Here is a 13,339-nt window from a genome sequence, read left to right on the forward strand (position 1 = left end):
CGAGGGGTCAGCGGCGCCCGCGCCGCCGCTGCCGACCGAGCAGGTCCGCCGCGCCCTGGACACCGCGCGTGAGGCGGGTGCGACCGGACCGGCGCTCGAGGCCGCGGCCGGCGGCGCCGAGCGCCTTCGCGCCCAGCGGCACCAGCACGGCGGCGATCACCCAGCGCCGCAGCGCTCGGGACAGGAACATCCACATGCGGGTCTCCTCGGGGTGGCGGTGTGCGCGGCGCACGTGCGCCGCCTCTGCCCCGATGCTCGCCCAGGTCGGTCCGCCCCGCGCGCCGAGGGGCGCACCGAGGGGTGCGCCGGTGGCGGCACCGAGGACGGCACCGAGGACGGCACCGAAGGGCCGTGGCGTCAGGCCGGGGCGCCCGCGTCGAGCGCCAGCACCGGCACGTCGATCGCGGCGAGCTGCGCCAGGGCCGCGGCGAAGCCGGCCCCGTCGCCGTCGCGGGCCGCCGCCCGCGCGCGCACGGTCGGCCCGTGCAGCGCGCGCCGCACGCGCCGGCGCAGCGCCCGCTCGGCACGCTCGTCGCGGGCGTCCTCCGGCAGGGCGGCCAGCGCCGCCTCGAGCCCGCCGAGCACGCGCGTGCGCTCGGCGACGACCGCCGGGTCCCACGCGCGGATGCGCCGCTCCGCCTCGAACCCCGCCGCCATCTCGGCGGCGACGGCGCGCGCCTCCGCGACGGCCGCGTGCTCGTCCGGCGCGTGCTCGGCGACCGTGTGCAGCGTGACGAGGTGCACGCCGGGCAGGTCCCCCACGCGGGGGTCGATGTCGTGCAGGAGGGCCAGGTCCAGCACGGTCAGCGGGCGCGGCGCGGCACCGTCCCGACCTGCCTCGTGCCGGGCCGCCTCGAGGTGCTCCGCGGTGAGCACGGGCCCGGCCGCGCCGCTGCAGGCGACGACGAGGTCGGCGTCGCGCACCTCGTCGGCCAGGTCGCGCCCCGGCGGGACGGCGTCGACGCCGCGGGCGGACGCGAAGTCCCCCGCGCGGCCGGACGGGGAGAACACGCGGACGTCGCCGCAGCCCCGGGCGCGCAGGGCCGCGAGGCTCGCACCGGCGTAGGACCCCGTGCCGACGAGCACGCAGCGCACCGCCGACCAGTCCGGCAGGTCCCGCTCGGCCAGGTCGAGGGCGACCCCGACGACCGACCGCCCGGTGGCACCGATGCCCGTGCGCGCCTCGACCGCCCGCGACGAGCGCGAGGCCGCCTGGAACAGCGTCTCGAGGTCCGGGGTCGTCGTGCCGTCCCGGCGCGCGGAGGCGAGGGCGCGCCGCACCTGGCCGGCGATCTCCCGCTCCCCGACGACCATGGACTCCAGGCCGCTGGCGACGCCGAACAGGTGCGCGCTGACCTCGCGGTCGACGAGCAGCCGCAGGTGCGCGGCCACGTCGGTGGGCGCCAGGCCGGAGCGCGCGCCCACCGCCCGGGCCACCGCGGTGCGGGCGTCGCCCACCGCGTCGGCGTCGGGCACGTCGACGTAGAGCTCCAGACGGTTGCACGTGGCGAGGGTCACGGCCCCACGGACCGGACCCCTGGCCGCCACGAGCTCGGCTCCGACGGCCGCAGCATCCGTGGAGAGCCTGTCGAGCACCGACAGGTCGAGGTCGTGGTGGCTCGCGACGAGACTGACGAGCACCACGTGCTCGATTGAAACACGCCGGTAATTGTCCGGCACAATCGTGTGGTGAGCCTCCCACAGCAGCACCCCCTCGTCGACGGCCGGACGACGAATTCGCCCCTCGTCCAGGCGTATACCGGACGGGGCGGGGCGACCCGTCCGGTGTGGTTCATGCGGCAGGCGGGGCGGTCGCTGCCGGAGTACCGGGCGGCCCGCGCGGGCACGGCGATGCTCGACTCGTGCCTCGACCCGGCGCTGGCGTCGGAGCTGACGCTGCAGCCCGTCCGGCGGCACGGCGTGGACGCCGGCATCTTCTTCTCGGACATCGTCGTGCCGCTGCGGCTCGTCGGCGTCGACGTGGAGATCAAGCCCGGCGTCGGGCCGGTCATCGCGGACCCGGTGCGCACGGCCGACGACGTCGCGCGGCTGCGCGACCTGGGACCCCTGACCGCGGAGCGCCTCGCGCCGGTGGCCGAGGGCGTCGCGCTCACGGTCGCGGCGCTGGGCACCACGCCGCTCATCGGCTTCGCGGGGGCGCCGTTCACGCTGGCCGCGTACCTCGTCGAGGGCGGGCCGTCGCGGGACCACCTGGCCGCCCGCACGCTCATGCACGCCGACCCGGCGGTCTGGGACGACCTGCTGACCTGGGCGGCCGACGTCACGGGCACCTTCCTGCGGGCCCAGGTCGAGGCGGGCACGAGCGCCGCGCAGCTCTTCGACTCCTGGGCCGGGTCGCTGTCGCTGGCGGACTACGAGGCACGGGTGGCGCCGGCGTCGGCGCGGGCGCTGGGGCACGTGCGCGACCTGGGCGTCCGCACCGTGCACTTCGGCACGGGGACGAGCGAGCTGCTCGTCGCCATGCGCGACGTGGGCGCGGACGTCGTCGGGGTGGACCACCGGCTCCCGCTCGACGAGGCCGTGCGCCGCCTCGGCGGCACCACCCCCGTGCAGGGCAACATCGACCCCGCGCTGCTGTTCGCGCCCTGGCCGGTGCTGGAGGCGCACGTCCGGGACGTGCTCGCGCGCGGTGCCGGCGCCCCCGGGCACGTGGTGAACCTCGGCCACGGCGTCCCGCCGGAGACGGACCCCGACGTGCTCACCCGCGTCGTGCGGCTCGTGCACGACGTGGAGGTCGGGGAGGCGTGACCGCGGCGCCGGACGGCGACGCCCGGGACCCCCACGCCTGGGACGTCGTCGTCGTCGGCGGCGGGGTGGCCGGGCTCGTGGCCGCGCGCGACCTCGCGCGGGGCGGGCGGCAGGTCCTGCTGCTCGAGGGCCGCGACGAGGTCGGCGGGGTGGTGGCGGCGCACCGCGTGGACGGGCTCGCGCTCGACGCCGGCGCGGAGTCCTTCGCGACGCGCGGCGGGGCCGTGGCCGCCCTCGCCGCCGAGCTCGGGCTCGCGGAGGCGCTGGTCAGGCCCGCGGAGGGCGGCTCCTGGGTGCACTCCCCGCGAGGAGACGGGCCGCTGCCGCGGACCGGGGTGCTCGGCATCCCCGGCGACCCGTGGGCCGCGGACGTGCGCGCGACGCTCGGCCGCCGCGCCGCCGCCCGGGCCGCGCTCGACCTCGTGCTCCCCGCCCGCGTGGGCGCGCGAGAGACCACCCTCGGCGGGCTCGTGCGCGCACGGATGGGGGACGCCGTGCTGACCGGGCTCGTCCGGCCCGTGGTCGGCGGGGTGCACGCGGCCGACCCCGACGCGCTGGCCCTCGACGCGGTGACGCCAGGGCTGGCGCAGGCCCGGGCCCGGACACGCTCGGGGTCGCTCGCCCGCGCGGTCGCGGCGCAGCGGGCGGCGGCTCCCGCGGGCAGCGCGGTGCTCGGCGTCGCCGGCGGGCTGCACCGGCTCGTCGGGGCGCTGCTCGACGACCTCGTCGCCGCCGGCGGGACCGTCCGGACGGGTGCGCAGGTCACCGGCCTCACTGCGGCACGGACGTCCTCGGGGGGCCACGCGGCCGACGGGCCCGACCCGGTGCACGTGCTGCACGTGGCCGGCGACGCGGCGCCGACCCGCGCGCGGGCCCTGGTCCTGACCACGCCCGGCGCGGCCTCGCTGCTCCCCGGTGTCCCCGCGGGCACCGCCACCGACCCGGGGGCGCGCATCGCGCTCGTGACCCTCGTCGTCGACGCCCCCGCCCTCGACGCCGCCCCGCGCGGCACGGGCGTGCTCGTCGCCCCCGAGGCGCGGGACGTGACGGCGAAGGCGCTGACCCACGCCACGGCGAAGTGGGCGTGGCTCGCGGCGGAGGCCGGACCGGGGCGGCACGTCCTGCGGCTGTCCTACGGGCGCGGCGGGGAGGACCCCGGGGCCGACGACGAGGCGCTCGTCGCCACGGCCCTGGCCGACGCGGGCACGCTGCTGGGGACGCCGCTCGCGGCGGCCGCGCTGCGGGCGTCGGCCGTCGTGCGGTGGTCGCAGGCGCTGCCCCGCCCGAGCGCCGCGCACCGGGCGGCCGTGGAGGCCGTCGCCACGGCGGCCGCCGCCCTGCCCGGGGTCCTGCTGACGGGTGCGTGGGTGGCCGGCAACGGCCTGGCCTCGGTCGTCCCGCACGCCCGGGTCACGGCTCGGACGTGCGTCCGGGGAGGCCTGCCCGCGAGCGCGGCCGACGCCCGGGACCCCCGGAGAAATGCGTAACTGACGCGTTGTCAGGATCGTCCTGACGGTCCGTCAGGAAAGGCTCACAAGAATGCGCCACAGAGCCCGGGACCGCGACCCCGCGAGCATTCTGAGGGACGCCCCCGACCGGTGTCCACGGCACATTCCCGGCGGATTTCGCGCCCCCGACCGACGGGGTGACACTGGACGCATGCCCGCTGTCCGCATCGGCACCCGCGCGAGCGCGCTCGCCCGCACCCAGACCGGCCACGTGGCCGACGCGCTCGTGGCGCTCGGCTGCCCCGCGGTCGAGACCGTGCACGTCCGCACCGAGGGCGACGTGTCGACCGCGCCGCTCTCGAGCCTGGGCGGGACGGGCGTCTTCGTCACGGCGCTGCGCGACGCGCTGCTCGACGGGCGGTGCGACGTCGCCGTCCACTCGTTCAAGGACCTGCCGACGGCCGCCGCCCCCGTGCTGCGCATCGCGGCGGTGCCCGTGCGCGAGGACACCCGGGACGTCCTGTGCGCGAGCGGCGGCCGGACGCTGGCCGACCTGCCCGCGGGCGCCCGGGTCGGCACCGGCTCCCCGCGGCGCGCGGCGCAGCTCCGGGCCGCGCGTCCCGACCTGGAGGTCGTCGACCTGCGCGGCAACGTCGACACCCGCCTGGGCCGCGTCACCTCCGGCGACCTGGACGCCGTGGTGCTCGCGCGGGCCGGCCTGGCGCGGCTGGGCCGGCTGGAGGCCGTCACGCAGACCTTCGGGCCCGACCTCATGGTGCCCGCGGCCGCGCAGGGGGCGCTGGCGGTCGAGGTGCGGGCCGACGAGGCCGACCCCGCGCTCCTCGCGGCCCTCGCCGCGCTCGACCACCGCACGTCCCGCCTCGAGGTCCTGGCCGAGCGCGCGGTGCTCGCCCAGCTGGAGGCCGGCTGCGCCGCGCCCGTGGGCGCCACCGCCTGGATCGACGAGGGGCGGTCGCCGGAGGGCGGGACCGGCCCCGTGCTGCACCTGCGGGCGGCCGTCGTCGCCGTCGACGGCCGGCGCGCGGTGCACCGCGAGGCCAGCGCCCCCCTGCCCGCCCCGGCCGCCGACCCCAGTGCCGCGACGGACCACCCCGACGACGCCGCCGTCGCGGCCACCCTGGGCGCCGGGCTGGCCGAGGCGCTGCTGGACGCGGGCGCCGCGGACGTCGCGGACCTGCGGGCGGCCAGGTGAGCGAGGCCGGAGGCCCGTCAGCAGGCCCCTCGGCAGGTCCGTCGGCAGGTCCGTCGGCAGGCCCGTCGGCAGGCCCCTCGGCAGGTCCGTCGGCAGGCCCGGGCGGCACGGGCCCGCTCGTCCTCGTCCCCGGCACCCCCGCCGGCGGCCCGGCGGCACGGACGTCGCTGGAGGCCGCCGGCGCGCGCGCCCTCGTCGTGCCGCTGCTGGTCACGGCCCCGCCCGCCGACCCCCGCCCGCTCGACGAGGCGCTGGCCGCCCTCGCGGCGGGCCGCTACGCGCGCCTCGCCGTGACGAGCACGGCCGCCGTCGCGTCCCTCCTGGAGGCGGCGGCCCGGTCGGGGCAGGCGCTGCCCGACGTGGTCGCCGCCGGCGGTGCGCGGGTCGCGGCCGTCGGGCCGGGCACCGCGCGGGCGCTGCGCGACGCGGGCGTGCGCGTGGACCTCGTGCCGCCCGCCGCCGTCGCCGCGGGGGCCGCCGGGCTGCTCGCCGTGTGGCCGCCGGCCCCCGCGGGCGGGGCCCGGGTCCTGTTCCCGCGCGGCGACCGCGCGCTGCCCACGCTGCCGACCGGGCTGCGGGCCCGCGGCTGGGACGTCGCGGAGGTCGTCGCCTACCGCACGGTCGACGGGCCCGACCCGGCGCCCGAGGTCGTCGCCGCCTGGCGGGACGGCGCGGTCGACGGCGTGCTGCTGACGTCGCCCTCCGCGGTCGACGCCGTGCTCGCGCGCCTCGGGCCGCCGCCCCCGACCACCCGGACCGCCTGCATCGGCGCCACCACCCGCGACGCCGCCGAGCGCCACGGGCTGCGCGTGGACGCCGTCGCCGACCGGCCGACCGCCGCCGCGCTCGTCGCCGCGCTCCTGGCCGTCCTGACCACCCCGCCGCCCCGTCCCCACCGGAGGACCCCGTGACCACCACCAGCACCAGCCTGACCAGCACCACCCCCGAGGGCGTCACCCGCGACGTCCCCCGCGTCGCCGTCCCGGGCCGCGTGCGCCCGCGCCGCCTGCGCGCCACGCCGACCGTCCGGCGGCTCGTGCAGCAGCACCGCGTGCACGCGTCCGACCTCGTGCTGCCGGTCTTCGTCCGGGAGGGGCTCGACGAGCCGCGCCCGCTGCAGGCCATGCCCGGGGTCGTCCAGCACACGCGGGACTCCCTGCGGCGCGCGGCCGTCGAGGCGGCGGAGGCCGGGCTCGGCGGGGTCATGGTCTTCGGCATCCCCGAGCACCGCGACGCGGTCGGGACGATGGCGAGCGACCCGGCCGGGGTCCTCAACGTCGCGCTGGCCGACCTCGCGGCGGAGGTCGGCGACGCGCTGTCGGTGCAGGCCGACCTGTGCCTCGACGAGTTCACCGACCACGGGCACTGCGGCGTCCTGACCGCAGACGGGCGCGTCGACAACGACGCCACGCTCGTGCGGTACGTGGACATGGCGCTCGCGCAGGCGGAGGCCGGGGCGGCGCTGCTGGGCCTGTCCGGGATGATGGACGGCCAGGTCGGAGCCGTGCGCGACGCCCTCGACGCGGCCGGCTACGGCGACGTGGCGGTCCTCGCGTACGCCGCGAAGTACGCCTCGGCGTTCTACGGGCCGTTCCGGGAGGCCGTGGAGTCGGAGCTGCAGGGCGACCGCCGCGCGTACCAGATGGACCCCGCCAACCGGCGCGAGGCCCTGCGCGAGGTCGAGCTCGACATCGCCGAGGGCGCCGACGTCGTCATGGTCAAGCCCGCGATGAGCTACCTCGACGTGCTCGCGGACGTCGCGGCGGTCTCGACCGTGCCCGTCGCCGCCTACCAGGTGTCCGGGGAGTACGCGATGATCGAGGCGGCCGCCGCCCAGGGGTGGATCGACCGGCGGCGGGCGGTCGAGGAGTCCGTCCTCGGCATCCGGCGCGCCGGTGCGGACGTCGTGCTGACGTACTGGGCCACCGAGCTCGCCGGCTGGCTGGCCGAGGGCCGCTGACCGGGGCGCCGTCCCCCGCACGGCGTCCGGTCGGGTGACGGGCCGGCGTCCGGCCGGGTGACGGGCCCGGCGCCGCCCGGGTGACCCGACGAGGTGCCGCTCACCGCCTCCGCGGGGTCGGTCGACCGGCCCGGTATGGGACGTGTGCACCGCCGGGGGACCGGCTCGCCCTCGCCGACCGGGCGGGTGCCGCTGCGGCGGGTCGTCGCGGGCCTGGCCGTCCTCGCGCTGACGGGCGGCGTCGCGGCCTGCGGGGTCGACGCGCGCACCGCGACGGGTCGGGGTGCTGCCGGCACGTCCGGCACGGCCGCCCCCCGCGCCGGGACCGACGTCCCCGCCCAGCCGCTCACGGCCGGCGCCTCGTCGGCGACACCGCGGCGCGCCACGTCCGCCGGCGCCGCGACGCCGCCGGCCGCCGGCCCGTCGGCGCTCGCCGCCGCGACCCCCGCCACCTCCGCCCTCGACCCCTCCACGGCCACGCCGTCCGCGAGCCCCTTCGGCGCCGCCGTCGCGAGCCGGGCCGTCGGCGAGCCCGAGGGGGGCGGGCCGCCCGGGGTGGCGCGCGCCCAGGACGTCCGCCTCGACGTCGCGGCCCTGCCCGCTCCCGGACCCGCGGCGGATCCCGTGACGAACCCCATGGCGGGCGGGGCCCCGGGCCTCGCGACCGAGGGCGCCGACGAGACCGGACCGACCACCGTCACGCTCGGGCTGCTCGACGGGGTGACCCTCGACGTCGCGCTCGCCGCGCCGACCGCCGCGGACCCCTCGACCACCGTCTGGGAGGGCGGGCTCGTCGACGACCCGGACGCCGCGACGGTGATCGTCGAGCGGGAGGGGTACCTCGCGGGCACGGTCACCGGCCCCGACGGGACGGTCTACGCGCTGCGCGCCGACCCCGACGGCACCGGCCGCGTCGAGGAGGTCGACCCCGACGCGCGCCCCGAGCACGACGACGGCGTCCGGGCCCCCGCCGAGGCGCTGACCGACGCCCCCGCGGGCGACGCGGCGGCGGACGCGGGGGCCCTCGCCGTCGCCACGGCCTCGACCGCGACCGCGACCGCGGTCACCGCCGGCGGCGCGGTCCCCGTCGCCGACGTCCTCGTCGGGTACACCACGGCCGCGCGCGTGGCCGCCGGCGGGCAGGGCCGCATCGAGGCGCAGATCTCCCACGCGGTCGCGCAGACCAACATGGCGTTCGTCGACTCCGGCGTCACCGCCCGGCTGCGGCTGGCGCGCGCCGTCGAGGTGCCGACCGACGGCGCCGTCACGGTCGCCACGCTCGATGCCCTCCGGCAGGCCGACGGCTGGAACGACACGCTGCTGGCGCTGCGGGACACCTCCCGCGCCGACCTCGTCTCGCTCGTCGTGGAGGGGACGTCCAACGGGTCCTGCGGCATCGGGTACGTCGCCGGCGGCGCGGGGTACGCCGGCCTGGCGTTCTCGGTCGTCGCCCGGTCGTGCGCCACGTCCCAGTACAGCTTCACGCACGAGCTCGGCCACAACTTCGGCGCGGCGCACGACCGCGGCGACTGGTCCGGCACGCCGCTGGCCGACTACGGCTACGACTGGGTGGACCGCGCGGGCGGCTGGCGCACGGTCATGGCCTACCAGAACGCGTGCGCCGGGTGCGGGCGCATCCTGCGGTTCTCCAACCCCGACCAGCTCTACGGGGGAGCGCCCCTCGGTGCCCCCGCGAGGGCCGCGAACGCCGCCGACAACCGCCTCCTGCTCTCGCTCACCGCGCCCACGGTGGCCGCCTACCGCAGCGCGGTGCCCCTCGCGGTCACCTCGCCGGCGACCGGGGCCCTCGGCACCGGCCGCACGACGACGGTGGGCTGGACCGCGGGGGCGACGAGCCTCGGCGGCACCGTGCGGGTCGACCTCGTCGCCGCGGACGGGTCGGTCAGGACCCTGGCCACCGGCGTGCCCGCGAGCGCCGGGAGCTGGACGTGGACGCCCGCCGCGACGCTCCCCGGCGGCGCCGGGTACCGGGTGCGGGTCACGGGCACCGGGGACGTGCCGGTCACCGCGGAGTCGCAGCCGTTCGTGCTGGTCGTCTGCCCCTGAGAGGGGGTCGGCACCGGCCGCGGCCGGTGCCGGGCCCGCGGCTAGGGTGGCGGGCATGAGGCATGCCAGCACCGACAGCACCGGGACCGCGGACGCGCTGGACGTGACGGGTGCCGGTCGCGTGGGCCGGGCCGGCACGACGACGAACGCCGACGCCTTCAGCCGCGCGCAGGGCGTCATCCCCGGCGGGGTGAACTCCCCCGTGCGCGCCTTCGGGTCCGTCGGCGGGACGCCCCGCTTCCTCGCCTCCGCGTCGGGGCCGACCGTCACGGACGTCGACGGGCGCACGTACGTCGACCTCGTGTGCTCCTGGGGCCCGGCGCTGCTGGGGCACGCGCACCCCGCCGTGGTCGCCGCCGTGCAGGAGGCCGCGTCCCGGGCGCTGAGCTTCGGCGCGCCGACGCTCACGGAGGTGGAGCTGGCCGACGAGGTCCGCCGCCGGGTGCCGGGCGCGGAGCGCGTGCGGCTCGTCTCGACGGGGACCGAGGCGACGATGACCGCGCTGCGCCTCGCCCGCGGTGCCACCGGCCGCGACCTCGTCGTGAAGTTCGCCGGGTGCTACCACGGTCACGTCGACGCGCTGCTGGCCGCCGCGGGCTCCGGCGTGGCGACCCTGGCCCTGCCCGGGTCCGCGGGCGTGACCGCGGCCGTCGCCGCGGAGACGCTCGTCCTGCCCTACAACGACCTCGCCGCGGTCGAGGCCGCCTTCGCGGCGCACCCCGGCCGGATCGCGGCCGTCATGACGGAGGCCGCGCCGGCGAACATGGGCGTCGTCCCGCCGGCGCCGGGGTTCAACGCCGGGCTGCGCCGCCTCACGGCCGAGCACGGCGCCCTCCTGGTCCAGGACGAGGTGCTGACCGGCTTCCGCGTGTCGGCCGCCGGGTGGTGGGGGCTCGAGGGCGCGCACGAGGGGTGGGCGCCCGACCTGTTCACGTTCGGCAAGGTGGTCGGCGGCGGGCTGCCGGTGGCCGCGCTGGCGGGCCGTGCCGAGGTCATGGACCTGCTGGCGCCGCTCGGTCCCGTGTACCAGGCGGGGACGCTCTCGGGGAACCCGGTCGCGACGGCCGCGGGCCTGGCGACGCTGCGGCTCGCCGACGAGGCCGTCTACGCCCGGGTCGACCACGTCGCCGACGTGCTCGGTCGCGAGGTCTCGGCGGCCCTGTCCGCCGCGGGGGTGCCGCACCGCGTGCAGCGCGCCGGCAACCTCTTCAGCACGGTCTTCGGCGAGGGGGCGGCCGAGGCAGAGGTGCGTGACTACGCCGGCATGCTGGCCAGCGAGTCCTGGCGCTACGCCCCCTTCTTCCACGCGCTCCTCGACGCCGGGGTGTACCCGCCGCCCTCGGCGTTCGAGGCCTGGTTCGTCTCGGCGGCCCACGACGACGACGCGGTCGGCCGCATCGTCGACGCCCTCCCGGCCGCCGCCCGCGCCGCCGCCGAGGCGACGCCGCCCACCCTCGCCGCGTAGGAGGAGCAGCCGACGCCCCGCACGCCCTCCGCCGGGCGCGGACGCCCCGGAGCGCGCGCTCCTCGGTACGGGCGGGACGGCCGGCGACCCCGTGACGTCACACGCTGCCGCGCAGCGCCCTCCCCGTCGCGACGTCGAGCACGTCGGGCGACCGCTCGTCCTCGTCGCGTGCGTGCGCGGCAGCGCCGTCGGCGTCCACCTCGACCACCTCGCGCGCGAGCGTCGTCGGCACCTCCACGGTCGAGCGCACCGCGTCCACGTGCACGCGGACCCGCTCCCGCGGCACGACACGGGTGACGACCTCGACCTCCTCCTCGGACAGGACGAGATCGAGCACCGGCTGGTCGGGCACGCGCAGCCGCCAGTCGTCGGCGGTCGGGCCGGTGCCCCCGGTGCCGGTGCCGGGAGCGTCCCCGTCGACGAGCGGCCGCTCCTCCACCACCAGCTCCTCGCGCCGGACCTGGACGGTGACCGTCCGCTCCTCCACGACGACGCGCTTGCCGACGACGACGCGCGCGACCGGGACGCGCTCGACCCCGGCCACCGCCCGCTCCTCGGACCGGAGGACCTCCGCGCGGTCGGCGGCGGCGACGGCGCCCGGGACGGGGACCCCGGGGGCACGGTCGGGGGACGCGGCCGTCAGGTGGTGCTGGTCCACGGTGGAGCTCCTTCGGTAGGACGACATGGCCCCCTCGTCGGAGGCACCCGTCCACCCTCGCGCGGCCGGGACCGCCCGGCATCCCGAAGGAGCCGGGCTGTGCTGGGCCGCGCCCGCACACAGCGGCCGGCAGATGGTCCGGCCGACACCCGCATCCAGCAGCTCCGTGCACTGAGCACACCCGCACGGCGCATCACCCGCCCTGTTCTCAGAAGGGTGGGTCATCCGGTTCGAGGTCGACCGCTCTCGCTTCCGGCGCTCGTGGTGGAGGCGGTGGGGGCGCCGGTGGGAACGCCGGGTGGGTGGTGCGGGTCCGCCCCGTCGGGCTGGTCCAGGTGAGCGTGCCGTCCTCTGCCTGCGTCATCCGCCACCGCGTCCGGTGCTTCAGCCGGTGGTGGTGCCGGCAGAGGTGGGCGTTGTTGCCGCGGTCCGAGCAGCCCCCCGCGGCCCACTCGACGGCATGGTCCACGTCGCACGCCGTCGTCGACCGCGAGCAGCCCGGGAAGCGGCACGTGCCGTCGCGGACCTGCAGGAACCGGCGACGGGCGCCGGTGACCGCGTACGTCGCACGGTCCACGTCCGTCACGGCGTCCGTGACGGGGTCGGTGAGCAGCCGGGTGAACGACGAGGCGGACGCCAGCAGCTCCCGAGCCGTGCGCGCGTCGACGGGCCCGTACCCCGCCAGCTCACCCGGCTCGTCACCACCGAGCGCGGTCCCGAGGGGCACGGTCACGAGGACCGTCGGCCGCCAGGCACGCCCCCGGCACCGCGGATCCGAGCACCGCGGCGATCCAGAGCCGTCGTCGACCGCGTCCCGCACGTCGTCCGACACGCGTGGTCCGTTGGTGTCGCGCGACGGGTCGGGCGTCGACGTCCCGGTCAGCTCGGGCAGCAGCAGGTCGACGAGCAGGTCCGCCCGGAGCTGCGGCACGAGGGCGTCCTGCGGGGACGCCGTCTCGTCCGCGCGCAGCATCCGGGCGCCGAAGGACAGCCCCTCGTAGATGGCCTGCGCGTGCGGCGCCGGCAGGAGCGCGTGCAGCCACGCCATGCCGTCGCGGTCCGGCTCCACCCACACGCGCCGACCCGCGCGTGCGCGCTCGTACCGCTCCGACATGGTGGTCGGGTCGTGCCGCTGCGCCCAGGACCGCGCGCGCCGGGCCAGCTGCGTCGGCGTCCAGGAACCGCAGCCCGGCAGCAGGGCGGCGTCCGCCTCGGCCTGCACGTCGGCGGGGAGGTGCCCGGTCTCCCGCAGCAGCACCTGCACGTGGCGATAGGCCACCCGGCCCGACGCCAGCGCCTCCAGCACCGCCGTCCGGGGCCCGGTCAGCGCGACGGCGTCGTCGAGCAGGCCACCCGTCGTGACCTCCGGGAGCTGCAGGACCGTCGCCAGCTCGGCCGTCACCGCGCGCTCCGCGAGGTCCCGGTCCTCCCGGCTGAGCTCGAGACCCTCCGCCGCGGCAGCCACCGTGTCGGCCAGGGCGGCCGTCCGCGCCGCCGTGGCGAGGGCGACCGCCCGGGCAGCCGTCGCCGCGCGCACCATGGCCTCGCACCGCTCGACGAACGACACCAGGTCGGCGTACCGCGCCCGCAGCGACTCCTCCGTCTCCGGCAGCGCGTCGTGCGGCGGGAGGGCCTCGAGCCCTTCCGGCGCAGCAGTCGCCGTCGTCGTCGTCATGGGGAGAGCCGACCACCGACCACTGACACGCGACGAGCACGTCACCACCCCTGTCCGGGGGTGGTGACGTGCTCGTCACCCGGG

At 78.8% G+C, this 13,339-nt stretch carries 11 protein-coding genes; 7 read left to right on the forward strand and 4 right to left on the reverse strand.

The window, feature by feature from the left end:
- Positions 1–7 precede the first annotated feature (7 nt).
- Complete coding sequence (locus tag BM048_RS09480) at positions 8–232, reverse strand: hypothetical protein (RefSeq protein WP_139224401.1); 225 nt, start codon at positions 230–232, stop codon at positions 8–10.
- A 125-nt stretch (positions 233–357) separates the two neighbouring features.
- The gene (locus BM048_RS09485; protein WP_239078764.1) at positions 358–1,680 is read right to left on the reverse strand and encodes a glutamyl-tRNA reductase; all 1,323 of its coding nucleotides are present in this window, start codon (positions 1,678–1,680) and stop codon (positions 358–360) included.
- Positions 1,681–1,689: 9 nt separating this feature from the next.
- Between BM048_RS09485 and hemE the strand changes: the two genes are divergently transcribed.
- From hemE to hemL, 7 genes are all read left to right on the forward strand, one after another.
- A complete protein-coding gene (gene hemE / locus BM048_RS09490; protein WP_090032762.1) occupies positions 1,690–2,769 on the forward strand; it encodes a uroporphyrinogen decarboxylase in 1,080 nt (359 codons plus the stop codon).
- A complete protein-coding gene (locus BM048_RS09495; RefSeq protein ID WP_090032653.1) occupies positions 2,766–4,256 on the forward strand; it encodes a protoporphyrinogen/coproporphyrinogen oxidase in 1,491 nt (496 codons plus the stop codon). Before hemE ends, BM048_RS09495 begins: the two co-directional genes overlap by 4 nt.
- A 172-nt stretch (positions 4,257–4,428) precedes the next feature.
- Complete coding sequence (gene hemC / locus BM048_RS09500; RefSeq protein WP_090032655.1) at positions 4,429–5,430, forward strand: hydroxymethylbilane synthase; 1,002 nt, start codon at positions 4,429–4,431, stop codon at positions 5,428–5,430.
- On the forward strand, positions 5,427–6,341 hold the full coding sequence (locus tag BM048_RS09505) for a uroporphyrinogen-III synthase (RefSeq protein WP_090032657.1): 915 nt from the start codon (positions 5,427–5,429) through the stop codon (positions 6,339–6,341). The genes hemC and BM048_RS09505 overlap by 4 nt, the downstream gene beginning before the upstream one ends.
- A gap of 80 nt (positions 6,342–6,421) precedes the next feature.
- The gene (gene hemB / locus BM048_RS09510; protein WP_090032764.1) at positions 6,422–7,390 is read left to right on the forward strand and encodes a porphobilinogen synthase; all 969 of its coding nucleotides are present in this window, start codon (positions 6,422–6,424) and stop codon (positions 7,388–7,390) included.
- A 135-nt stretch (positions 7,391–7,525) separates the two neighbouring features.
- Entirely contained in the window at positions 7,526–9,457 is a 1,932-nt protein-coding gene (locus tag BM048_RS09515; protein WP_139224402.1) for a reprolysin-like metallopeptidase, read from the forward strand.
- Positions 9,458–9,512: 55 nt separating this feature from the next.
- Entirely contained in the window at positions 9,513–10,922 is a 1,410-nt protein-coding gene (gene hemL, locus BM048_RS09520; RefSeq protein WP_090032661.1) for a glutamate-1-semialdehyde 2,1-aminomutase, read from the forward strand.
- A gap of 97 nt (positions 10,923–11,019) precedes the next feature.
- Here hemL and BM048_RS09525 read toward each other — a convergent pair whose 3' ends face one another.
- Positions 11,020–11,580, reverse strand: coding sequence for a DUF2382 domain-containing protein (locus BM048_RS09525; protein ID WP_175499450.1), 561 nt, complete (start codon positions 11,578–11,580; stop codon positions 11,020–11,022).
- A gap of 208 nt (positions 11,581–11,788) precedes the next feature.
- Complete coding sequence (locus BM048_RS09530) at positions 11,789–13,255, reverse strand: HNH endonuclease signature motif containing protein (RefSeq protein ID WP_090032666.1); 1,467 nt, start codon at positions 13,253–13,255, stop codon at positions 11,789–11,791.
- Between the last annotated feature and the right edge of the window lie 84 nt (positions 13,256–13,339).

Origin of the sequence: Cellulomonas marina (assembly GCF_900111925.1) — a bacterium.
In the GTDB taxonomy this organism is placed as follows: Bacteria; Actinomycetota; Actinomycetes; order Actinomycetales; family Cellulomonadaceae; genus Cellulomonas; species Cellulomonas marina.

Coding starts and splice junctions, on each gene's coding strand:
- hemC (WP_090032655.1), top strand. CDS start 4,429: ATGCCCGCTGTCCGCATCGGCACCCGCGCGAGCGCGCTCGCCCGCACC.
- BM048_RS09515 (WP_139224402.1), top strand. CDS start 7,526: ATGGGACGTGTGCACCGCCGGGGGACCGGCTCGCCCTCGCCGACCGGG.
- hemL (WP_090032661.1), top strand. CDS start 9,513: ATGAGGCATGCCAGCACCGACAGCACCGGGACCGCGGACGCGCTGGAC.
- BM048_RS09530 (WP_090032666.1), bottom strand. CDS start 13,255: ATGACGACGACGACGGCGACTGCTGCGCCGGAAGGGCTCGAGGCCCTC.